Source organism: Labrys okinawensis (assembly GCF_002982075.1).
In the GTDB taxonomy this organism is placed as follows: Bacteria; Pseudomonadota; Alphaproteobacteria; order Rhizobiales; family Labraceae; genus Labrys; species Labrys okinawensis_A.
The window spans coordinates 400,302-420,464 of sequence record NZ_PUEJ01000002.1 but is presented as its reverse complement, the minus strand read 5'-3'; the positions used below and the strand labels follow the sequence as shown (position 1 = coordinate 420,464).

General features: G+C 65.2%; 21 protein-coding genes. 8 read left to right on the top strand and 13 right to left on the bottom strand.

The window, feature by feature from the left end; all coding sequences use genetic code 11:
* Positions 1-41 precede the first annotated feature (41 nt).
* Complete coding sequence (locus tag C5L14_RS05510; RefSeq protein ID WP_105861032.1) at positions 42-401, top strand: cupin domain-containing protein; 360 nt, start codon at positions 42-44, stop codon at positions 399-401.
* Here the strand turns inward: C5L14_RS05510 and C5L14_RS05505 are convergent.
* Positions 386-1,225: a YihY/virulence factor BrkB family protein gene (locus tag C5L14_RS05505; RefSeq protein WP_181161034.1), complete on the bottom strand. Its 840-nt coding sequence runs from the start codon at positions 1,223-1,225 to the stop codon at positions 386-388. The two genes, C5L14_RS05510 and C5L14_RS05505, sit on opposite strands and share 16 nt — an antisense overlap.
* Positions 1,226-1,579: 354 nt before the next feature.
* Between C5L14_RS05505 and C5L14_RS05500 the strand changes: the two genes are divergently transcribed.
* Positions 1,580-2,293 carry a DUF1223 domain-containing protein gene (locus C5L14_RS05500; RefSeq protein WP_105861030.1) on the top strand — a complete coding sequence of 238 codons (714 nt, stop codon included), beginning with the start codon at positions 1,580-1,582 and terminating at the stop codon, positions 2,291-2,293.
* 185 nt (positions 2,294-2,478) lie between these two features.
* A complete protein-coding gene (locus C5L14_RS05495) occupies positions 2,479-3,411 on the top strand; it encodes a threonine/serine dehydratase (RefSeq protein WP_105861333.1) in 933 nt (310 codons plus the stop codon).
* 5 nt (positions 3,412-3,416) lie between these two features.
* Here the strand turns inward: C5L14_RS05495 and C5L14_RS05490 are convergent, their stop codons facing one another.
* Both C5L14_RS05490 and C5L14_RS05485 read right to left on the bottom strand, forming a co-directional pair.
* Positions 3,417-4,070 (bottom strand): glutathione S-transferase family protein, encoded by a 654-nt coding sequence (locus C5L14_RS05490; protein WP_105861029.1) that lies wholly within the window; start codon positions 4,068-4,070, stop codon positions 3,417-3,419.
* Positions 4,071-4,097: 27 nt separating this feature from the next.
* Positions 4,098-4,670 carry a dihydrofolate reductase family protein gene (locus tag C5L14_RS05485; RefSeq protein ID WP_181161033.1) on the bottom strand — a complete coding sequence of 191 codons (573 nt, stop codon included), beginning with the start codon at positions 4,668-4,670 and terminating at the stop codon, positions 4,098-4,100.
* Positions 4,671-4,763: 93 nt separating this feature from the next.
* Between C5L14_RS05485 and C5L14_RS05480 the strand changes: the two genes are divergently transcribed.
* Complete coding sequence (locus tag C5L14_RS05480; protein ID WP_105861027.1) at positions 4,764-5,267, top strand: winged helix-turn-helix transcriptional regulator; 504 nt, start codon at positions 4,764-4,766, stop codon at positions 5,265-5,267.
* 14 nt (positions 5,268-5,281) lie between these two features.
* On the opposite strand, the gene ppa is transcribed toward C5L14_RS05480, so the two are convergent.
* The 5 genes from ppa to C5L14_RS05455 form a co-directional block, all read right to left on the bottom strand.
* A complete protein-coding gene (gene ppa, locus C5L14_RS05475) occupies positions 5,282-5,821 on the bottom strand; it encodes an inorganic diphosphatase (RefSeq protein WP_105861026.1) in 540 nt (179 codons plus the stop codon).
* 195 nt (positions 5,822-6,016) lie between these two features.
* Positions 6,017-7,057, bottom strand: coding sequence for an ABC transporter ATP-binding protein (locus tag C5L14_RS05470; RefSeq protein WP_105861025.1), 1,041 nt, complete (start codon positions 7,055-7,057; stop codon positions 6,017-6,019).
* Positions 7,054-8,592, bottom strand: coding sequence for an ABC transporter permease (locus C5L14_RS05465; protein ID WP_105861024.1), 1,539 nt, complete (start codon positions 8,590-8,592; stop codon positions 7,054-7,056). Before C5L14_RS05465 ends, C5L14_RS05470 begins: the two co-directional genes overlap by 4 nt.
* A 139-nt stretch (positions 8,593-8,731) precedes the next feature.
* A complete protein-coding gene (locus C5L14_RS05460; protein ID WP_105861023.1) occupies positions 8,732-9,757 on the bottom strand; it encodes an iron ABC transporter substrate-binding protein in 1,026 nt (341 codons plus the stop codon).
* A gap of 426 nt (positions 9,758-10,183) precedes the next feature.
* Positions 10,184-10,693, bottom strand: coding sequence for a GNAT family N-acetyltransferase (locus C5L14_RS05455; protein WP_105861022.1), 510 nt, complete (start codon positions 10,691-10,693; stop codon positions 10,184-10,186).
* A gap of 246 nt (positions 10,694-10,939) precedes the next feature.
* Between C5L14_RS05455 and hemH the strand changes: the two genes are divergently transcribed.
* Complete coding sequence (gene hemH, locus C5L14_RS05450) at positions 10,940-11,983, top strand: ferrochelatase (protein WP_105861021.1); 1,044 nt, start codon at positions 10,940-10,942, stop codon at positions 11,981-11,983.
* Between the two features lie 166 nt (positions 11,984-12,149).
* On the opposite strand, the gene C5L14_RS05445 is transcribed toward hemH, so the two are convergent.
* On the bottom strand, positions 12,150-12,698 hold the full coding sequence (locus tag C5L14_RS05445; protein WP_181161032.1) for an invasion associated locus B family protein: 549 nt from the start codon (positions 12,696-12,698) through the stop codon (positions 12,150-12,152).
* A gap of 233 nt (positions 12,699-12,931) precedes the next feature.
* Between C5L14_RS05445 and C5L14_RS05440 the strand changes: the two genes are divergently transcribed.
* Entirely contained in the window at positions 12,932-13,144 is a 213-nt protein-coding gene (locus C5L14_RS05440) for a hypothetical protein (protein ID WP_105861332.1), read from the top strand.
* 39 nt (positions 13,145-13,183) lie between these two features.
* Here the strand turns inward: C5L14_RS05440 and C5L14_RS05435 are convergent, their stop codons facing one another.
* Entirely contained in the window at positions 13,184-14,356 is a 1,173-nt protein-coding gene (locus C5L14_RS05435) for a cytochrome-c peroxidase (RefSeq protein ID WP_105861331.1), read from the bottom strand.
* A gap of 183 nt (positions 14,357-14,539) precedes the next feature.
* Between C5L14_RS05435 and C5L14_RS05430 the strand changes: the two genes are divergently transcribed.
* The gene (locus C5L14_RS05430; protein ID WP_428832601.1) at positions 14,540-16,117 is read left to right on the top strand and encodes an acid phosphatase; all 1,578 of its coding nucleotides are present in this window, start codon (positions 14,540-14,542) and stop codon (positions 16,115-16,117) included.
* 134 nt (positions 16,118-16,251) lie between these two features.
* On the opposite strand, the gene C5L14_RS05425 is transcribed toward C5L14_RS05430, so the two are convergent.
* The 3 genes from C5L14_RS05425 to C5L14_RS05415 all read right to left on the bottom strand — a co-directional run bounded on the left by C5L14_RS05425 (position 16,252) and on the right by C5L14_RS05415 (position 19,380).
* Positions 16,252-16,842, bottom strand: coding sequence for a putative glycolipid-binding domain-containing protein (locus tag C5L14_RS05425; protein ID WP_105861019.1), 591 nt, complete (start codon positions 16,840-16,842; stop codon positions 16,252-16,254).
* Positions 16,843-16,872: 30 nt separating this feature from the next.
* The gene (locus C5L14_RS05420) at positions 16,873-17,934 is read right to left on the bottom strand and encodes a threonine aldolase family protein (RefSeq protein ID WP_105861018.1); all 1,062 of its coding nucleotides are present in this window, start codon (positions 17,932-17,934) and stop codon (positions 16,873-16,875) included.
* A 168-nt stretch (positions 17,935-18,102) separates the two neighbouring features.
* A complete protein-coding gene (locus C5L14_RS05415) occupies positions 18,103-19,380 on the bottom strand; it encodes an MFS transporter (RefSeq protein WP_210203207.1) in 1,278 nt (425 codons plus the stop codon).
* Positions 19,381-19,546: 166 nt separating this feature from the next.
* Between C5L14_RS05415 and C5L14_RS05410 the strand changes: the two genes are divergently transcribed.
* Positions 19,547-20,158 carry a CGNR zinc finger domain-containing protein gene (locus C5L14_RS05410; protein ID WP_105861017.1) on the top strand — a complete coding sequence of 204 codons (612 nt, stop codon included), beginning with the start codon at positions 19,547-19,549 and terminating at the stop codon, positions 20,156-20,158.
* Positions 20,159-20,163 lie beyond the last annotated feature (5 nt).

Sequence of the window (20,163 nt, the reverse complement as noted above, 5' to 3'; positions counted from 1 at the left end):
CTCGGCTCAAGCTATTTCAACGTGCCTGAATTGGAATGACCATGATCGACAGCAAGACGTTCGCCGATCTCTCCTCCCTCGATCTCGGCCCCTTCGGCCCCAAGCCCACCACGCTCAGCGAAGGCCAGGTCGAGGCGGCAAGAACCTTGTGGAAGTCCGAGGACGGGCTGATGGAAGTCGGCGTGTGGGAGTGCACGCCGGGCCGCTTCACCGCCTCCCGCGAGCGCAATTCGGAAACCTGCCATATCGTGTCGGGACGGGTGTCGCTGCATGACGCCGGCGGCCAGACCCGTGAGGTGCGGGCCGGCGAGGCCCTGGTGCTGCCCAAGGGCTGGAAGGGCGAGTGGACCATCCACGAGACCACCCGCAAGCTCTACATCATGCATTACGACGCGGCTTGAATGCGCTTGTGGCGCCGCTCGGCCAGGATGGCGTTGATCTCCGCCCCGAGCAGGAAGGCCAGCGCCACCAGCCAGAGGAAGAACAGCGCCGCGAAGACGCTGCCCAGGCCCGCATAGAGTTTGGAGTAGGCAGCGAAGTCGCTGATATAGATGCTGAAGGCGTAGCCGCCGGCGAGCCAGAGCCCCAAGGTGATCAGTACGCCGGGCCAGATCACGCCGAACGAGGGGCGGCTCGCCACCAGGAACAGGTGCACCAGGATGATGGCGCCGCCCAGCACGAGCATGGTGACGCCGTAACGGGCGACTTCGATCAGCGGCAGCAACGGCGCCAGCACCGGCACGAAGCTGATCGTCGCCTCCCATATCACCGGCCACAGCACCACCAGCAAAGCGAGCGTGACCAGAGCGAGCGAGGCCACCAGCACAAAGAACAGGCTCTGCAGCCGGCACCACCAGAAGGACCGCATCTCGACCAGCCCATAGGCCCGGTTGATGCCGACGCGGATGGCCTCGACGCCATTGCTGGCCAGCACCACGGCCACGATGGCGCTGACGGTGAGCAGGCCCGGCCGGGCCGTGCCCAGCACCCTGTTGACCTCGCGGGCGATCGGTTCGGAAACCTCGTGCGGCCAGGTTTCGAACAGCAGGCGCACGATTTCGGCCTGCAGGTCGGCCGTACCGAGCACGCCCGCCAGGGAAGCCACGAAGATCAGGAAGGGAAACATCGCCGTGAGCAGAGACAGCGCCATATGGCTCGCCAGCGCGTAATCGTCGTGATCGGTGACCCGTTGCGTGAGATCGCAAATGAATTTGTACACCCGCATGCGGCAACCATGCCATTGCATCTCGAGATTTGCCAGAAAGGGCCGCGAGACATCCCGAGAAAACGCCGATCGCCCATCTGGGCCCGGCCTGGCGCGCTCCTCGGGTGAATAGCATTTGGGGCGACTGCAATCGCTCGATATCACGCCCCTTCACGAATCGCGGAGGGGCCGTTCTCTCACCACTGTGTTACTCGCCCGTTCATCTTCGATGGGCTATGGCTTGCCGGTGTTTCCGATCGGAGCAAGCGCGGTTCAGCGAGAATGCACGCTTCTCTGACTCCCTGTTTCAACCCGTCCTTGCGATTGCCGGTAGTTCGGCAGGATCGCGAGGCGCTTTAGGCCTGGACGAGACCGATGCGGCGAAACCTGGTTGCAGCTCTGTTGTTGCTGGCCGCGAGCGGCCCGGCGATGGCGCAGCCGCGTGCCGTGGTGGAGCTGTTCACCAGCCAGGGCTGCTCCTCCTGCCCGCCAGCGGACAAGATGATGGGCGAGCTCGCCCGTGATCCCAGCGTGATCGCGCTGTCCCTTCCGGTCGACTACTGGGACTATGTCGGCTGGAAGGACACCCTGGCCGACAACACCTTCACCCGCCGCCAGCGCGCTTATGCCGAGGTCCGTGGCGACAGGGCCGTCTATACGCCGCAGATCGTGGTGGATGGCGTGCAGCACGCCGTCGGCTCCAATGGGCAGGAGGTCCACCGAGCCATCGAAATGGCCGCCACCCATCCCAATGTCCTCAGTGTTCCCGTCGCCATTTCCGGCACGAAGGGCGCCTACAGCATCTCGCTGGGCAAGAGCGCTCACAAGGGCGAGGTCTGGGTGGTCCCCATCGAGACGAGCGCGGAAGTCAAGATCGAGCGCGGCGAGAATACCGGCAAGACGGTGACCTATTCCAATGTCGTGCGCTGCTTCCGCAAGGTCGCCGATTACGACGGCAATGCCGCCACGCTGGCCCTGAAGCCGGACGTCACCAATGCCCCTGGCGCCGACAGTTTCGCCGTGCTGGTGCAAGCCGATACCGCAGGCCGCCCGGGCGCCATTCTCGGCGCCGCCATGCACAAGCCGTGAGGACTGTGGGAGTGTCGACCTCCTGGTCGACATCTCTCTCCTACACACGCGACGTTTCATGAATGTCGACCAGGAAGTCGACACTCCAGTACAACCCGATCTTGGAAGCGGCACGGCTTGCGGTTAGGAAGGAAGCATTGACGGCCTGTGAGCCGACCTTCCGTTTCCTTTCCAACGAGCTTCAAATGATTGATCAGAATGATATTCGCGCCGCCTATCGGCGCGTCGCCGCCCATATTCGCCGTACGCCGCTGCTCGACACCCAGGCCGGAACCTTCGGCCTCGACCACGGCGTGCAGCTCAAGCTGGAATTCCTGCAGCATGCCGGCTCCTTCAAGCCGCGCGGCGCCTTCAACAACCTGCTGTCGCGCGAGGTGCCGGCAGCCGGGGTGGCCGCAGCCTCGGGCGGCAATCACGGCATCGCCGTCGCCCATGCCGCCCGCGCGCTGGGCCATAAGGCCCGCATCTTCGTACCGGTGATCTCCAGCCCCGCCAAGATCGCGGCGATCCGCGCCCGCGGGGCCGATCTCGACATCGGCGGCGAGCGCTATGCCGATGCCCTGGCGGCCTGCGAGCGCTATATCGCTGAGACCGGCGCGCTCTCGGTACACGCCTTCGACGCCTGGGAGACCATCGCCGGCCAGGGCACGCTCGGGCTGGAATGGGAAGAGCAGGCCGGCGGAGCGCTCGACACCGTGCTCGTCGCCACCGGCGGCGGCGGCCTGATCGCCGGCATCGCGGCCTGGTTCGCCGGCAGGGTCAAGGTCGTCTCGGTGGAGCCGGAAGGCTCGCAATGCCTCAAGGCGGCCCTGGAGGCCGGAGGCCCCGTGGATGTCGGCGTGGAAAGCGTGGCGGCGGATTCGCTCGGCGCCCGCAATTGCGGACCCCGGGTCTATGCCGTGGCCAGCCGCCATGTCGCCGAAGCCATAACCGTTCCCGACAGCGACATCGTGGAAGCGCAGAGGCGCGCCTGGGCCGATGCTCGCCTCGCCCTCGAGCCCGGCGGCGCCACCGCCCTGGCGGCCCTGGTCGGCGGCGTCTATCGGCCCGAACAGGGCGAGCGCGTCGGTGTGCTGGCCTGCGGCGCCAATGTCGATCTGACCACGATCGCGGGGTAGGCGGTTCAGTCCCTGTCGGGCGCGCCGAGCGGAAAGAGCTTGCGATAGGGGCGAGCTTCGTCGACGGCGCGCCTGACCGAAGGACGGGCGAGTACACGCGAGCGATAAGCCCGCACGGTCGGGAAAGCCTGGCTGATGGGATGCGTCCAGTCGGCGTAGAACAGGAAGGGCGCCGCTGCGCAATCCGCCATCGAGAAGGCCTCTCCAGCCGCCCAGTTCCGGCCCTGCAGCCGGCTTTCGAGCCAGCCATAGGCGGTTTGAAGCAGGCGCTTGGCCTCCTCCACGCCATAGGGATCGCGATGTTCCGGCGGTCGCAGCGCGTCGTAGACCACCCTGCTCTGGGGGGTCGAAACATAGTTGTCGAAGAGGCGGTCCATCAGCCGGACTTCGAGTGCCGCGTCGGGATCATCCGGCAGCAGCCGCACCGGCCCCGGGTGATGGCGCTGCAGATATTCGATGATGATGCTGGTCTCCAGCACCACATGCCCGTCATCCTCCAGCACGGGAAACTTCTTCAGGGGCCAGAGCTTTTCGAGGGCTGCCATGCTGGCGGCATCGGCCAGCATGCGAAACTCGAACGGCAGGTCGTTCTCATAGAGTGCGATCAGCACCTTCTGGCAGTTGGAGGAAAAGGGATGCGCGTGCAGGACCAGGGACATTGCCGTCTCCTTCGATGGCATGGAACGTCAGCGCGTCCGCCGGTAATGCAGGATCACCGCGCCGGTATCGAGCGGGCGGTTCTCGATCAGGTCCAGCCCGAGCTTGGGCAGGCCGGGCTCGAACAGGCGCTTGCCGTCACCGAAGATCGTCGGCGTCACCATCAGGCGATATTCATCGACGAGATCGCGGCTGACGAGACTGTTGGCGATGCCGGCGCCGCCGAAGCAGTAGATGTCCTTGCCCTGAAGGCTCGACTTCAACGTGCCGATCGCGGCGGCGAGATCCGCCCCCGCCAGGGTGGCGTTCCAGCCAGGATCGCCCGACAGCGTGGAGGATACCACGGTCTTGGGCAGGCGGTTCATCACCACGGCATGGGCAATGCCGGCGGCGGGGCTGGAGGGATCGGTTTCGGCCGGGCTCCAGAAGTCCTTGTTGAACAGGAAGTTGACGCGGCCATAGACGAGATGCCCGGCCCGCTCCAGGGCATAGCCGGACCAGTGGGTTTCCAGGTCACCCGACCAGGCCGGCGGCACGAAGCCGTTCGGGCCCTCGATATAACCATCCAGACTCGTGAACATCGCCAGCACCAGTTTGGTCATCGTCATTCCTCCCATGCATACCAGTTGCAATAAGCAATCAGTTGCTTTCTAACTCAACTGATCCTATTTTGCAAGCGGTCAAGGAGCGAGATGATGAATGCAGGTCATCGGTCGGGTTGTCCGATCAATCTGACGCTGGAAATGCTGGGCGATCGCTGGAGCCTGATCGTCATCCGCGACGTGATGTTCGGCAATCGCCGGCACTATCGCGAGCTCCTGACCCAGTCGGAGGAGAAGATCGCCTCCAACATCCTGGCCGACCGGCTCAAGCGGCTGGTCCAGACCGGCCTGCTCAGCCGGCGCGACGATCCCAGCCACAAGCAGAAGGCGATCTACAGCCTGACGGAGCCGTCCATCCAGCTGGTGCCTCTGCTGGCGCATATGGGTGCCTGGGGCCGCCGGTACACGCCGGTTTCGCGCCCCTTGTCGATCCGCGCGCAATTGCTGGAGGAAGGCGGCCCGCCCCTATGGGAGGCCTTCATGGAGGAATTGCGTGCCCTGCATTTGGGCACGCCCGCGCCCGCGCGCTCGGTCCTCGCCGAATTGCAGGCGGCCTATCTGGCCGTGATGGCGCAGGAGGAAGGGACGGCGGCGTGAGGGAGCCTCCACCCTCAGCCCTTGCTGTTGGCCTTGTAGCGCTCGATCGCCTCGAGGATCATCGTCTCGGCTTCCTTGGCGTCGCCCCAGCCTTCGACCTTGACCCACTTGTTCTTCTCGAGGTCCTTATAGTGCTCGAAGAAGTGCTCGATCTGCTTGAGGGTGATCTCGGGCAGGTCGGTGTAGTTGTTCACCTTCTCATAGCGCCGGGTCAGCCGCGGCACGGGCACGGCGATGATCTTCTCGTCGCCGCCGGATTCGTCGCGCATCTTCAGCACGCCGACCGGGCGCACCGCGATCACGGCGCCGGGAATGATGCCGCGCTGGTTGGCGATCAGCACGTCGATGGGGTCGCCGTCATCCGACAGGGTGTGCGGCACGAAGCCGTAATTGCCGGGATAGCGCATCGGCGTGTAGAGGAAGCGATCGACCACGAGCGCGCCGGAATCCTTGTCCATCTCATATTTGATGGGCTCACCACCGACGGGAACTTCGACGATGACATTCACCTCGTGCGGCGGATTGCGTCCGGTCGAGATCGCTTCGATACGCATCGTAGATCACATCCTGTAAGGCCGGCTCTGGCGCAGGATGCCTCCAGACCCCGATCAGACAGCAGCCTTAGGCGGAACGCGCATGGGTTTCAACCCGAAGATCACAAGAATATGATGCTGGTTTCTCGGGAAACACAGTAAATGGCCGCCCCGTCACGGCAGGGTCACAAGGGAAGCTGGCGCGGCGGCATCCTTCTATGCTTCGAAGACATGCGCCGGCCCGGCCACGCTCAGGCGCACGCGCGTGCCGGTCGGCGGCAGATCGAGGCCCGTGCCGCTGATCCGGAGCCGATTGCCATCGGCCAACTCCACCGTCACCGCCCGCAGGGCACCGCCGAACTCGACGTCCACCACGCTGGCAAAGCAGCCCTGCGCGGTCTCATCCGCGCTGGGCGTGAACTTGACCTGCTCGGGGCGCAGCATCAGTTCGATGTCGCCGCGCTGGCCATGCGTCCCGGCCGCAAGACGCCCAAGCACGCAATCGACCCAGCCGACCCCAGCCTGTCCCTTCAGCAGGATGGCCTCGCCGAGGAAGAGCGCCGTCTCGCGGTCCCGCGGCCGGCGGTAGAGATCGTGCGGCGCGCCGGCCTGCACCAGCCGGCCCTCGCGCAGCACGGCGACCTGATCGGCGAAGGACAGCGCCTCGGTCTGGTCGTGCGTGACCAGGATGGTGGTGACGCCGGCCGCCTGCAGCAGGGCCGCCACCGCCTTGCGGGTCGCCTCGCGCAGGCCGGTGTCGAGAGCCGAGAAAGGTTCGTCCAGCAGCATCAGCTTGGGCTGGCGCGCCAGGGCCCGCGCCAGGGCCACGCGCTGCTGCTGCCCGCCGGAGAGCTGGTGCGGCCGGCGCTCGAGCAGGCGCGGATCGAGATCGACGGTGCGCATCAGCGCGCGGATGCGGTCTTCCCGGTTCGTCGTCCCCCGCTCCAGGCCGAAGCCGATATTGTCGGCGATGGTGAGGTGGGGAAAGAGTGCGCCGTCCTGGGTGACGAAACCGATGCCGCGCCGGTGCGCCGGCACGATGGCGGGGCCATCCGCCAGGATGGTACCGTTCAAGGCGATGCGGCCTGTATCCGGCCCCTCGAAACCAGCGATCAGCCTGAGCAGCGTGGTCTTGCCGGAGCCGGAGGGACCGACGATGGCGGTGCGGCTGCCGGACGCGACCTCCAGGCTGACGCCATCGAGCGCCACCATGGCGCCATAGCGCTTGCCGGCCTTGTCTATACTCAGGAAACTCATTGGCCGATCGATCGCCTGGACTGGTAGTGAAGCAGGAGGGTGAGGGGCAGCGACAGCAGCACCATCAGGAGCGCGAAGGGCGCCGCGGCGACATAGTCTATGTCATTGGTCAGCGACCAGAACCGGGTCGACAGGGTGACCGTGCCGTTGGGCGCCAGCATCAGCGTCGCGGTCAGTTCGGTGGTGATGCCGAGGGCGACCAACGCCATGCCGGCGGCGACGCCCGGTGCCGACAGACGCATGGTGACCTGCCAGATCGCCTTGAATGGCGGCCGCCCCAGCGCCATTGCGGCCCGCTCGAGCTCGACGGGAGCCTGCGCCAGGCTGGCCCGCAGCCCGACCACCGCCCGCGGCAGGAACATCAGGCCATAGGCCAGCAGCAGGGTCGTCATGGTCTGATAAAGCGGCAGGGCGACGCGCACGGTGATCGTCACCAGAGCCAGCGCCACCACCACGCCGGGAAGCGAGCCGACATAATAGTGGCAGGCTTCCAGCACCTTCTGCAGCCGGCCGGGAGCACGCACCGACAGCCAGGCCATCGGCAGGGCGGCCAGCGTGGTCGCAGCCCCGCCGATCAGAGCGAGCCCGAGCGTCTGGACAAGGGCCGTGCCGATATCGCCCGAAGACCAGGCCGCCGCGCCGCCGAGATAGAGCCAGCGCGAGAGCGTCAGCAACGGCACCCCGAGCGACAGCAGGGCGAGGCCGAGCGGCAGCGCCAGCCAGACCAGCGTGCCGCGGCCGAGCCGCACGCGGGCGGCCGGGCGGGCAGCGCCGGACCCGACGCGGGCATAGCGCTCCTGGCCGCGCACCCGGTTTTCGAGCCCCAACAGCACGAGGCAGGCGAGCACCAGCACACCGGCCAGCATGTTGGCGGCGGGGCCGTTATAAGCCGACTGGAACTGATCGACGATGGCGGTCGAGAAGGTGTCGAACTCGATCATGGCGTAGAGGCCGTATTCGGCGAGGAGATGCAGGCCGACCAGCAGCGAGCCGCCGCAGATCGCCAGCCGCAATTGCGGCAGCACCACCCGGAAAAACACACGCAGGGGCGATTGGCCCAGGCTCGCCGCCACATCTTCGAGCGCCGGGTCCAGCCGCCGCATCTGCGCCGCCACCGGCAGATAGAGGAAGGGCAGATAGGCCATGATCGAAACGAGGACACCACTCCACAGGCCGCGCATGCCGGGAACGAGGCTGATCCAGGCATAGGAATGCACGAAGGCCGGTACGCCGAGCGGCGCCACCGCGAGCCATGACCAGATCCGGGCGCCTGGCAGGTCGCTGCGTTCGGTCAGCCAGGCCAGCGCCACCGCCAATAGGATGGCGATGGGAATGGTGACGGCTTCGAGCAGGACGGTATTGACCAGCAATTCGCCGACGCGCGGACGCACCACCAGTTCATAGACGGTCTGCCAGCCGGTCTGGATGGTGATGAAGATCACGAAGCCGAGCGGCAGCAGGGCGACGAGGGACACCAGCACCGCGGCCACGCCAACCGCATCGCGCCCGGTGAAGCCGGGCGAGGCAAGGCGCATACTGCCGATTTCGGGCTGGGGTGACGACGATGACACGAGGTGTCCTGAAAAGTGAAGGCCTCCGGCGCGGAGCCGGAGGCGCGATGATGTCAAGTTTGCGACAGCCGCGCCATATCGGTGCGGCGCGGTGTTCCGTCGCTCAAAGCAGGCCGGCCGCCGTCATCAGGTCGGAGACCTTCTTGGAGTTGAGCTGCGCCGGATCGAGCTTGGGGGCGTTGAGATCGGCCAGCGGCACCAGCTTGGGATTGGAGGCGGCATCCTTGCCGACGGCATATTCGAAGGAGTTGCCGGTCTTGAGAATCTCCTGACCGCCCTTGCCGGCAATCCACTTCACGAAGGCCTCGGCTTCCTTCTTGTGCTTGCTGGAAGCGAGCACGCCGCCGCCCGAGATGCTGACGAAAGCGCCCGGGTCCTGATTGCGGAAATAATGCAGTGCAACGTTCTTGGAGTTCTCGCCGGTCTTGGCCTGATCGCCGAACCAGTAATACTGGTAGATGATCGCGCCATCGACCTCGCCGTCATTCACGCCCTTCATGGCGATGCCGTTCTTCTTGAACGGCTTGACATTGGCCTTCATGCCTTTCAGCCAGGCGGCGGTGGCTTCCTCGCCCTTCAGGGCCAGCAGGGCGCTGACGATGGCCTGGAAATCGGCACCCGCCGGCGCGGCGCCCCAGCGACCCTTCCAGGCCGGATCGGCCAGATCGAGCAGGGACTTCGGCAGCTTGTCCTCGGTCAGCTTGGTCGTGTTGTAGGCGAACACGGTGGTGCGGGCGGCAATGCCGATCCAGCGGCCATGCGAGGGCTTGAAGGCCTCGGGCACTTCTGCCAGCGTCTCTGCCGAGAGCGGTGCGAACAGCTTGGCGTTGTCGACCAGCACCATGGCCGGCGAATTCTCGGTGAGGAAGACGTCGGCGGGCGACTTGTCGCCCTCCTGCACCAGCTGGTTGCCGAGCTCGGTATCGCCGCCATTGCGCAGCGTTATCTTGATGCCGGTTTCCTTGGTGAAAGCCTCGGCCCAGGCCTTGGTCAGGCTTTCATGCTGCGCATTATAGACCGTGATGCCCGCATCCTCGGCCTGGACGGCCAGGGGAGCAGCGAACAGGGCGGCGGCGAGGGCCACGGCCCCGGCAAGCGCTGCACGGCGATGCGGCAGGAAAACTTTCATCAGAACCTCTATCGGTTGGCTTCAGCCAAGGGATTGATTGAACACCCGATCTCTAGGCTCACCGAGAAGTTCCCGTCAAACTCTTTAGATTAGAATTGGAATTATTAAAAACTACGAGAAGGAATTGTTTACTGCAGGAACAACATTCTCCCTCTCGGGAATGACGGGAAGAGACCTTCCGTCTGCCCGATATGCATCGAACTAGACATCGAGTCTTCTACCGGCCGACGTGGCCATATCCGGGATTACAAATAGGTAATGGGCGCGACGGCCCCGAAGCCGGCTTGCGTCACGCCGTGGCATGCCTGCCCGTCCCCCAATGGTGGCAACCCGCGGGTCGCCGAACGGTGGCCGTGGAGTTCGAATGGCGGGAATCGAAGGAGCCAGGGGCGGGCCAACGAGCGAGGCGGACAAGCGGTGTTTCGCTCAGGGGCCCCAGGCGAAGGCGATCTTCTGCAGCTTCACTTCGCCGAAGCGCTCCACCATGCTGTCCACGGATTCGCCGCCGAGGCGCCGGTAGAAATCACAGGCCCGCACATTGTCTGCCAGTGCCCACACCACCATGCCCCTGACGTCGTGGCCGTTGAGATCGCGGCGCACCGCGTTGAACAGCCGTTTGCCCAGGCCGATGCCCTGATATTCGGGACGCAGATAGAGCTCGAAGATCTCGCCCTGATAGGGCAGACCGACGGCCCGGTTGCGGCCATAGGTGGCATAGCCCGCGATCACGCCGCCAAAGGACATCACCACGATGCGGGTCTTGCGGTCGATGGCGTAGCGCCACCATTTGGCACCGCGTCGCTCCACCAGGCGTTCGAGCTCCCGGCCGGGAATCACGCCGCGATAGGCATAACGCCAAGCGGCGTCATGCACATCGGCGATGGCGTGGGCGTCGTCCGGGCGAGCCAAACGGATTTCGATGGCGTCGGTGCTCATGGGAAGGAGGATAAGCGGGCGTGGCCGGTTCCTGCAAGTGAATTGCTCGTAGGAAAGCACTTCCCGAAGCAATGCCGGTTGCGGCGGCCATGCCATTTTCCTTCAGTGCCTTGTTTGTACACGCCTTTGTGATTCAGGCGATCCCGCGATCGTAAAGCGCCATTGCGTCGCGCCGCCCCGTCACGGCCCACAAATCTGTTGCAAGCCGGGCGCCCAGCCTGTTGAAAGGCCTGGAAAGGACCCGGCATGACTTCTCACCTCGCAAGCGCCCTTCCCGTTCCGTCGGACCATCCCGTGGCGGCCAGCGGGAAGATCGGCGTTCTCCTGGTCAACCTCGGCACACCGGACGCGCCGACCTACTGGCCGATGCGGCGCTATCTCAAGGAATTCCTGTCCGACCGGCGGGTCATCGAGGTCTCGCGCCTGCTGTGGTGGCCGCTGCTCAACGGCATCATCCTGACGACCCGGCCAGGCAAGAGCGGCGCCAAATATGCCTCGATCTGGGACAAGGCGGAGAACGCCTCGCCGCTCCTCGTCATCACGCGGCGCCAGACCGAAAAGCTGGCGCAGACCTTCGCCGCCGAGCCGCGCCTCGTGGTGGATTTCGCCATGCGCTACGGCAAGCCCTCCATCGCCTCGCGCATCGACGCCCTGCGCGCCAAAGGCTGCGACCGCATCCTGATCGTGCCGCTCTATCCCCAATATGCGGCGGCGACCACCGCCACGGTCTGCGACAAGGCCTTCGAGCACCTGATGACCCTGCGCTGGCAGCCGGCCGTGCGCATCGCGCCGCAATGGCATGACGATCCCGTCTATATCGAGGCCCTCGCCAGTTCGGTGCGCCAATCCCTTGCCAGGCTCGATTTCGAGCCGGAAGTGCTGCTCGCCTCCTTCCACGGCGTGCCCAAGAACTACCTGATCCAGGGCGATCCCTATTACTGCTTTGCCATGAAGACGGGGCGGCTGCTGCGCGAGGCGCTCGGTTTCAGCGAGGATCGCTTCAAGATCACCTTCCAGTCCCGTTTCGGCAAGGAGGAGTGGCTCAAGCCCTATACGGACGAGACCGTGGAGGGGCTCGCCAAATCCGGCGTGAAACGCCTTGCCATCGTGGCGCCTGGCTTCGTGGCCGACTGCCTGGAAACGCTGGAAGAGCTCGGCGAGGAGAACAAGGAGATCTTCCAGCACAATGGCGGCGAGCATTTCGCCTATCTGCCCTGCCTCAACGACAGCCCCGAGGGCCAGCGCGTGCTGGAACATGTGGTCACGCGCGAATTGCAGGGCTGGATCTGATCGCCCTGGGAGGGCGGACGAGGACGTCCGCGCTCCCGGGAAGAGCGAGCTATAGCGTTTTGCGATTAGACGGGGTCACCTAGAATCGCAAAGACGCGTCAGAACAATGAGTTAGAGCAAATAAGCGTTCACGCTTGAACGCGCTTTGCTCTAGTGCCGCTCGGCGTTACTTCAAGATGGCGACGGCCCGATCGAGGGCAGGGCCGAAGCCCTTGAGCGAGACGGTAAAGACGAGCGGCTTCACGCTGTCGTCGACCGATTTGGCCGTGAGCTTGAGCTGCTTGCCGGCCTTCAGCGCCGTGACGGTGTTGGCATCGAGCGCCAGCGGCACCAGGCAGCCGGCGGGGATGCAGGTCTTGTAGTTCAGCGGCTTGCCGCTGGTCCCGGCATCCAGGGCGAGGGACACGCCAGCATCGAATTGCAGGCCGAACGGCATCACAAGATTACCGCTGGTGCCGCCATCAGCCGTGGGGTTCAGCTCGACAGCCAACACGCGCTGGCCGGTCTTGGTATCGCTCTGCACCTGCTGGACCGCGCATTGCTTGGCGTTGTTGACGACATTGCAGAGCACGCGCCAGTCCTCATAGCTCTCCTGGATGGAAGAGGCCCCGCCGGGCAGCGGCGATTTGGCGGGCGCGGCGTCCTGGGCCTGAGTCTGGGCCTGCGCGGCACTCACCAGAAGGGCAAAAGCGAGACTAAGGCTGGTCTTCAGCATCGATTCCTCACAGCAGAAGGGCATCATGCCCGATGAGGGCAATGGCCGCAGCCATGACACGAATATCGGCGTCTGGCGATAGGCTCCGGCGGAAAATCGCGCAGCTTTCGACGCTTGAATGCCGTAACGGTAGGATAGCACGCCCCTGCCCCGGCAGCCGGCCCTTTCTCCTTGACTCGTCCCGGTTTCGCGATCCAACTGACCGGGGGGACATCCCACGCGAGGTGACGACCATGGACGTCGACAAGGCCATTGCATTGGTTTCCGCGGCCGGTATCGAACTCACCGATCGGCGCCGCAACGGCAACGATGACGGCTGGTCCCTCAGCTTCTCCAACGGCGCCGCGTTGGAGGTCGGGGACGATGGCAAGGTTTCCGCCTCCGGCAAGGGCGCCGAGGCGGTCGCGAGTCTGCTGGGGCTGCAGGCAAAACCCGCCGGGGGCTAGCCAAAGTCCCACGGCGGCTGCAGTTTCATGTGAAGGCCGTCATTTTGCCGGCTCATAACCGTCGGTGAGCGTGCCGAGGAAGGCCACGACGTCATCGATCTCGGCCGGCGTCAGGGCCGGTTCGTCGCCGGCCTTGCGATCGAAGGGCGGATCCGTGTTGATGTTCGCCTTCGCCGCCTCGGGCAGATCGTCATATTTGTCGATGCTGCCATCGGCCTTGCGCGGGTACCAGCGCTCAGGCCGGGTCTCGCGCTCGACATAGAAACGCACGGCATCGCGCAGGGAATGCACGGCGCCGTTGTGGAAGAAGGTCTTGCGCAAGGCGACGTTGCGCAGGGTGGGGGTGCGGAACAGGCCGCAATAATCCTCGCGCTTCAGGAAGTCGGTGCGCAACGGGCCGCACAGTCCCAGATCGCGATAGCTGGGATCCTTGTTGGCGGGAATGTCGGGGTTGCGCGGCACCGCGAGCGCGATCTGGCCGTAATCGGTGAATTGCGGCGGCGTACCGTCATTGCCGCGCTGGCTGATGTGGCAGGAGGCGCAATTACCCTTGTCCGCCGCGTTGAACAGGTCGAGCCCCCGCGCTTCCTGGGGAGAGAGTTCGGCCTTGCCGGCCAGCACCGCGTCATATTTGCTCGAATAGGGATAGAAGGTCCGGTAGTCCTGCTGGAACACTTCCAGCGCCTTCAGGGCCGTCTTGTAGACGAGGTCCGGGTCGCCGGCCGCCTTCGGCCCGGCAATGGCGGCGATGGCCTTGCCGTGCCCGGCGGCGAGCACGCGGCGGGCCACCTCCGCGCCATCCCGATTGCCCATCTCGAAATCGGAGAGCAGCGGGATTTTGGCCTGATCCGCACCGCGATCGACGCGCCCGTCCCAGGTCAGGCCTCCCGTGGGGCCATTGTCGACGCTCTCGTCGGCCTCATCCTCGGAATCGTAGAAATGCTCGGTGAAGGGCGGCACCACCTGCAGATATTTCAGCGACGGCACGGCGCGCACGCCCGGCTGGTGCATGTCGCCGCCGCCGAGCTGCACCGCATGGTCGTTCGCCGGCCCGAAGGCATGGGCGGGATCGTGGCAGGAGGAGCAGGCAAGCTTGCCCGACCCCGACAGGGAAGGATCGAAAAACAGGGTACGGCCGAGTACGCTCAGCGCCTGCGCCTGCTGGCGCGCCTGGGCGCGAGACATCTCCTGCCCGGCTTGGACGGAACTCATCGCCAGCACTGGCAAGGCGAGCCCCAGAACGCCGCCCAATCGCCTCACACGTCTGTTGCAAAGAAAGCTTATGGCTGCATTCCTTCATTGCGATGGGGGGGGGGTGGTGTCCGCCGCCAGCCCGGCTAAGATGAGAGGCTGCGGGGGACGATAGCAACAAGCAAATCGAGGCAGGAGACCCAGATGCGCATGAAATCGGCGGCGGTCGTGTATGCGTTGAGCCTTTCCATCGGCGCCCTCGGATCGGCATTTGCCGCCGAAAGCACCGGCGGCCAGAAAGCCAAGCCAGCACCCGAAGCGTCCGCAGATCTGAAGCTGATCGATACCGTGGTGGTGATCTATGCCGAGAACCGCAGTTTCGACAATCTCTATGGCAGCTTCCCGGGTGCCAATGGCGTGGCGAAGGCACCGGCAAGCGCGCGCATCCAGCGCGATCGCGACGGCAAGCCCTTCCGCGAATTGCCGCCGATCTGGGAAGGCCTGACCGCCAAGGGCGTGACCCCGCCGGTAACCCAGGCCGAGACCGAACACCTGCCCAACCGCCCCTTCCACGCGGACGACCCCAAGGGCTTCAACCTCGGCTACGGCACCATCACCCGCGACCTCTGGCATCGCTATTACCAGAACCAGATGCAGATCAATGGCGGGCGCAACGACAAGTTCGTCGCCTATGCCGATTCGGGGGCCCTTTCGGTCAGCTTGTGGGACGGCTCGAAAACCGCCATGTGGAAGATTGCCCAGAAATATGTGCTGGCCGACAATTTCTTCATGGGCGCCTTCGGTGGCTCCTTCTTCAACCATCAATGGCTGGTGTGCGCCTGCGCGCCCTATTACCCCAATGCCGATACCGCTCCCGCCAAGCCCTCGATCGCCGTGGTCGAACCCGACGGGGTGACGCTCAAGGCCGCCGCCAATTCGCCGAAATCGGCGATGGACGGCATCCCGAAATTTGCCGGCGACGGCAATCTCACGCCCGATTTCTATGCCGTGAACACCATGCAGCCGCCCTATCAGCCGAGCGGCAACGAGCCGGCGAAAGATGGGGACAAGGCGTTTGCCGATCCCGGCAAGCCGACGACGCTGCCGCCACAGATCGAACCGACCATCGGCGATCTCCTCAGCCTCAAGCATGTAAGCTGGGCCTGGTATGGCGGCGCCTGGCAGGACGTGCTCGACCACGGCAACAAGACGCCGATCCCGAACTTCCAGTATCACCACCAGCCCCTGAACTATTATGCCAGCTTCGCACCGGGCACGGCGGCCCGGGCCGAGCACCTGCGTGACGGCGGCCTGGCGGGCGTGGAATTCATCAAGGCGATCGACGCCGGCAAGCTGCCGCAGGTGTCCTTCTACAAGCCGCAGGGCGACCTCAACGAGCATTCGGGCTATGCCGACATCCAGGCCGGCGATGCCCATATCGCCGATGTGATCGCCCATCTCGAGAAGAGTCCGCAATGGCCGCATATGCTCGTCGTCGTCACCTATGACGAGAATGGCGGCCTGTGGGACCACGTCGCGCCGCCCAAGGGCGATCGCTGGGGCCCGGGCTCGCGTATCCCGGCGATCATCGTCTCGCCCTATGCCCGCCGCGGCTTCGTCGACCACACCCCGATGGACACCACCTCGATCCTGCGTTTCATCACGCGCCGCTTCGAACTGCCGACCCTGCACGGCATCACCGTGCGCGACACGGCGATGGCAGCGCGCAAGCAGAAGCCTCTCGGCGACCTGACGAGTTCGCTGGTGTTGAAGGACAAGTGAGGGCGGCGGCCTATCGCGACTGCATCGAATGAAGCGCGACTACCCCTCCCCGGCTTCGGGGAGGCCGCGCGCACAGTTTGTGCACGCTGAACGAGATCAGCGAGATCGGGCGGGAGAGCGGCGCGAGTTCGCTCTTAACGGCCTGTTCCACGCCCCTTTTCTTCCAAGTCGGAGCGGCAATTGATCATGCGCCATAGCGCGGGATATTCGACGACAAGGCCGAACTCGCTCACGCTCAACTCGGCATGATATTCGTGCAGCGGGGAGCTGTAGTCATAGGTATTGGCATCCAGCCGCCGGTAGACCTGCGGCAATGCCTTCACGCTCCAGTCTTCCGTATCCAGCCACACTGCTACTGATTCTGACTGCCGGCCCTTTTCCAAATTCATTCGACGGATCGCATTGGTATTGCTGGCCGGGGTGAAGCCAAGGTCTATGTCCACCAGCCCGCGAAAATCCACGTTCTTTTCGCCATTGACATACCAGTGCCCATCCTCTGCCCGGTCGATCAGGATGTGAATATCCCGCGACCCTATCCAGCCACCGATGGTTGCTTTCCGGCTCAACCACGATCGATCGCAATTCAGGCGATAGGCCAGATTCGCAGCGTCCCCTTGATGATCGAAAACCGCGTTTCCCGCGATGTCCCAGCCATCGTCGCATTCGACAATTCGACAAGCGTCATGCCCTTCAAGGTCCAGGCGCTTCCAGAGGATTGAAGGCATTGGATCTCCTTCCTCGACCTCACCGCTTTTCTACCCCGCCAGCGCCAGGAACCTTTCGACCTCCTCCTCCTTTGTCGCGAAGGAGGTGACCAGGCGCACGAGGTCGGCATCGGCGGCGGGCCGCCTGTCGGCCGGGAGGCCGTGGACGGGCCATTCGTAGAGGCGGGCGCCGGCCTGTCTCAACCTGGCGATCACGGTTTTGGGCAGGATGGCGAAGACTTCGTTGGCCTGTGTCTCGTAGCCGAGCCGGTGGCCCGCCGCGACGAGGCCTTGCGACAGGGCGCTCGCCATGGCATTGGCGTGGCGGGCGAGATCGAGCCAGTGATCCTTCTCCAGCATGGCCAGGAACTGGGCGGCGATCGGCCAGGCCTTGGAGACGACATGGCCGCTGCGCTTTCGCAGCCATTCGATCTCGACGGCCTTCTCTGGTTCGAACAGCAGGACAGCTTCGGCCATCAGGGCGCCGTTCTTGGTGAGGCCGAAGGCGAGGGCATCGACACCCGCTTTCCAGGTGATGTCGGCGGCGCTGTTGCCATCGGCCTTTTCGAGGAAGGCGAAGGCATTGGCGAAGCGTGCGCCGTCCATATGCACCTTGAGACCGCGTGCCCTGGCGATGTCGGTCAGGGCGGAGATTTCGTCCCGGCGATAGACCGTGCCGCTTTCCGTCGCCTGGGTGATCGACAGCACAGCGGGCCGGGGTATGGCGGAACCGGAGCCCGAGCCCCGCGCCAGCGTGGCCGTGAGCCCGGCCGGCGTCAGCTTGCCGCCGGCGCCGGCGATCGGCACCAGGCGCGCACCCTGGGTGAAGAACTCGGGCGCGCCGGCCTCGTCGCCGACGATATGCGCCTCTTCATAGGCATAGATGGCGCCATAGGGCGGGCTGAGGGCGCTCAGGGCCAGGGAATTGGCGGCGCTGCCGGTGGCGGCGAAGAGCAGCCCGACCTCGCGGCCGAACAGATCGGCCAGGCGCGCCTTCAACTCGCGGGTGAGATCGTCCTGCCCATAGGCGGGGGCAATGCCATCGGCGCCACGTGCGAGCGCCTCGATGATTCTGGGGCTGGCTCCAGCCCAATTGTCGCTGGCGAAATTCATGCCTTGAAGTAGAGCGCTCCCGCCCTGATGCGCAAGGGCAAACAGGAATCGGCAGGCTCGACGGCGGCTAGAGCAAAGCGCGTTTAGACGAAAACGCTGTTTTGCTCCGGCTCTTTGGTTCGACGCGTCTTTGCGATTCGAGAGAATTCCGTCTCATCGCAAAACGCTTTAGCGTTCCCAGCCTCGGCCGCGCGGCCAAGGCAGCAGCACGAAACCCGCAAGGCCCGCCGCCAGCAGGGCCGATATCACCAGGAAGGCAGGCAGCAGCGGATCGCCGCCCCGGGCCGCTGCCAGCACTCCTGCCAGCCCGGTCAACCATTGCATCAGGGCTACGCCGAGGAACACGGCCGTGTTGAAGAGCGCGAAGGCGCGGCCGGCGACCTCCTCGGCATAGGCGGCGCGGATATCGGCATATTGCAGGATGAAATAGCCGGTCAGGAAACCGAGCAGGACCACCAGCGCGACGTCGACGACGCCCGACCCGGACAGGGCCAGGATAGCAAAGGCCAGGACATAGGCGGCTGCGCCGGCGATGATCCACAGCCGCCGCCCGCGATTGCCGGTCTTCAAGAGCCCGAAGGCCGGCGGGCCGAGCAGAGCCGCGACCGACGCAGCCAGCATGACGTGGCCGCTGGCCACCAGCCCGTAACCGTGGCGCTCCATCAGCATCGGCACGGCCCACAGGCCGCGCAGGGTCAGGAAGGCGGCATAGCCGACGATGCCGAGCAGCAGGATGCCGATCGTATGCCTCTGTGCGAGCAGGGGCCCGATCTCGGCGAAGGCAGCGAGCAGCCCCGGCTGCCTGCGCTCCGGTTTGGTTTCTTGGTCCGAAACCAGCAGGACATTCGCAGCGAGGACGATTGCCGACAAAATGGCCAGCACCAGGAAGCCGGCCCGCCAGGACCAGGTTTCGACGACGAAGGCGAGCGGCGTGCCGGTGATCAGCATGCCGATGCCGCTGAAGCTCAGCACCAGGCCGGAAAGCCGCGCGAATTGCCCGGCCGGATAGCGGCTCGTGATGAAGACGATGGCGCCGAGGAAGGCCGGCGCGCAGCCGATGCCGATCAGCACCTGACTGGCGACGAGCACAGGCAGGCTGGGCGCGAAGACGGACAGGAAGGAGCCGGCACAGGCCAGCAGGAAGGCCGCGCTCACCGTACGGCGCGGGCCGAAGAGATCGAGCGCGACGCCGATCGGAATCTGCGCCATCGCAAAGGACAGGTGGAAGGCGCCGGCGAACAGGCCGATCTCTTCGGTGGAAGCGCCGAACTCCCGCTGCAGCGCGCCGGCGAACAGGGTGGCGACGGTACGGAACGCCTGGCTCATGGCCGCCACCGCCGAGAGGGCCGCGAGCATCGCCCACAGGGGAATCGTGGCGTGCGCCCTGCGATGGCGCGTGGATCGCGGCTGTTCAATCGGCTGGGCTTTGCGAGCTTCGGTCAGCATGGCGCTCTCCTCGCATTGGCTTTGGTTGCCGGTTTATAACCGTCATGACGGTTACAGTGTCGGCCTCCTTGCCTTGACCGTCAACCCCCTTGGGGGTTAGAACGCATTCCTGCGACCCGCTGCGGCGGCCAGCGCCGGGCGGGTACGAGCGGGGAGGGAAGCGACCATGCTGATTTCGCCGGTGCGCGCCGATCTCTGCATCGACTATGCCAATACCCGCTCCTGGCGAGGCCGGGAGAGGCCCATCGAGCGCCTGAACGGCATGGCGGACCTGCTGGCCTGGACGGCGCGGCAGGGCGGCGAGATGCCCCGATTGGCCGAACAGGCGACACGCTGGTCGACGAAGCATCCCGTGGCGGCGGACCGGCTCTTCGACGAAGCCATCGGGCTGCGGGAGGTGCTCTATCGCAGCTTCTGTGCGGTAGCGGAGAAGCAGGCGGTGGCCGAACAGGATTTCAACCTGGTGGCGGAGAAGATCGCTCTGGCGCCGGCGCGCGGCCGGCTGGTACGCTCACATGGGGGCTATGCCTGGGAGATCGGCCCGTTCGAGCCCTCTCTCGCCTATCTTCTCGGATCGGTCCTGTGGTCGGCCGGCGATCTCATTCCCGCCGCCGACCGACACCGCATCCGGCGTTGCGCCAATCCCGAATGCCGGTTCCTCTTCCTCGACGAGAGCAAGAATGGCACCCGTCGCTGGTGCGACATGGCCACCTGCGGCAATCGCGCCAAGGCCCGCCGGCATTACGCCAAGATCAGGCAAGGCGACATCGGCGCGTAGGCCAC

What these genes read in the sequence shown, in the direction of transcription:
- C5L14_RS05420 (WP_105861018.1), bottom strand. Translation starts at nt 17,934, where the DNA reads ATGAATTTCGCCAGCGACAATTGGGCTGGAGCCAGCCCCAGAATCATC.
- C5L14_RS05480 (WP_105861027.1), top strand. Translation starts at nt 4,764, where the DNA reads ATGAATGCAGGTCATCGGTCGGGTTGTCCGATCAATCTGACGCTGGAA.
- C5L14_RS05465 (WP_105861024.1), bottom strand. Translation starts at nt 8,592, where the DNA reads ATGCGCCTTGCCTCGCCCGGCTTCACCGGGCGCGATGCGGTTGGCGTG.
- C5L14_RS05425 (WP_105861019.1), bottom strand. Translation starts at nt 16,842, where the DNA reads ATGCCTTCAATCCTCTGGAAGCGCCTGGACCTTGAAGGGCATGACGCT.
- C5L14_RS05460 (WP_105861023.1), bottom strand. Translation starts at nt 9,757, where the DNA reads ATGAAAGTTTTCCTGCCGCATCGCCGTGCAGCGCTTGCCGGGGCCGTG.
- C5L14_RS05485 (WP_181161033.1), bottom strand. Translation starts at nt 4,670, where the DNA reads ATGACCAAACTGGTGCTGGCGATGTTCACGAGTCTGGATGGTTATATC.
- C5L14_RS05500 (WP_105861030.1), top strand. Translation starts at nt 1,580, where the DNA reads ATGCGGCGAAACCTGGTTGCAGCTCTGTTGTTGCTGGCCGCGAGCGGC.
- C5L14_RS05445 (WP_181161032.1), bottom strand. Translation starts at nt 12,698, where the DNA reads ATGCTGAAGACCAGCCTTAGTCTCGCTTTTGCCCTTCTGGTGAGTGCC.
- C5L14_RS05435 (WP_105861331.1), bottom strand. Translation starts at nt 14,356, where the DNA reads ATGAGTTCCGTCCAAGCCGGGCAGGAGATGTCTCGCGCCCAGGCGCGC.
- C5L14_RS05440 (WP_105861332.1), top strand. Translation starts at nt 12,932, where the DNA reads ATGGACGTCGACAAGGCCATTGCATTGGTTTCCGCGGCCGGTATCGAA.
- hemH (WP_105861021.1), top strand. Translation starts at nt 10,940, where the DNA reads ATGACTTCTCACCTCGCAAGCGCCCTTCCCGTTCCGTCGGACCATCCC.
- C5L14_RS05490 (WP_105861029.1), bottom strand. Translation starts at nt 4,070, where the DNA reads ATGTCCCTGGTCCTGCACGCGCATCCCTTTTCCTCCAACTGCCAGAAG.
- C5L14_RS05510 (WP_105861032.1), top strand. Translation starts at nt 42, where the DNA reads ATGATCGACAGCAAGACGTTCGCCGATCTCTCCTCCCTCGATCTCGGC.
- C5L14_RS05415 (WP_210203207.1), bottom strand. Translation starts at nt 19,380, where the DNA reads ATGCTGACCGAAGCTCGCAAAGCCCAGCCGATTGAACAGCCGCGATCC.
- C5L14_RS05505 (WP_181161034.1), bottom strand. Translation starts at nt 1,225, where the DNA reads ATGCGGGTGTACAAATTCATTTGCGATCTCACGCAACGGGTCACCGAT.
- C5L14_RS05495 (WP_105861333.1), top strand. Translation starts at nt 2,479, where the DNA reads ATGATTGATCAGAATGATATTCGCGCCGCCTATCGGCGCGTCGCCGCC.
- C5L14_RS05455 (WP_105861022.1), bottom strand. Translation starts at nt 10,693, where the DNA reads ATGAGCACCGACGCCATCGAAATCCGTTTGGCTCGCCCGGACGACGCC.
- C5L14_RS05470 (WP_105861025.1), bottom strand. Translation starts at nt 7,057, where the DNA reads ATGAGTTTCCTGAGTATAGACAAGGCCGGCAAGCGCTATGGCGCCATG.
- C5L14_RS05410 (WP_105861017.1), top strand. Translation starts at nt 19,547, where the DNA reads ATGCTGATTTCGCCGGTGCGCGCCGATCTCTGCATCGACTATGCCAAT.
- ppa (WP_105861026.1), bottom strand. Translation starts at nt 5,821, where the DNA reads ATGCGTATCGAAGCGATCTCGACCGGACGCAATCCGCCGCACGAGGTG.
- C5L14_RS05430 (WP_428832601.1), top strand. Translation starts at nt 14,540, where the DNA reads ATGCGCATGAAATCGGCGGCGGTCGTGTATGCGTTGAGCCTTTCCATC.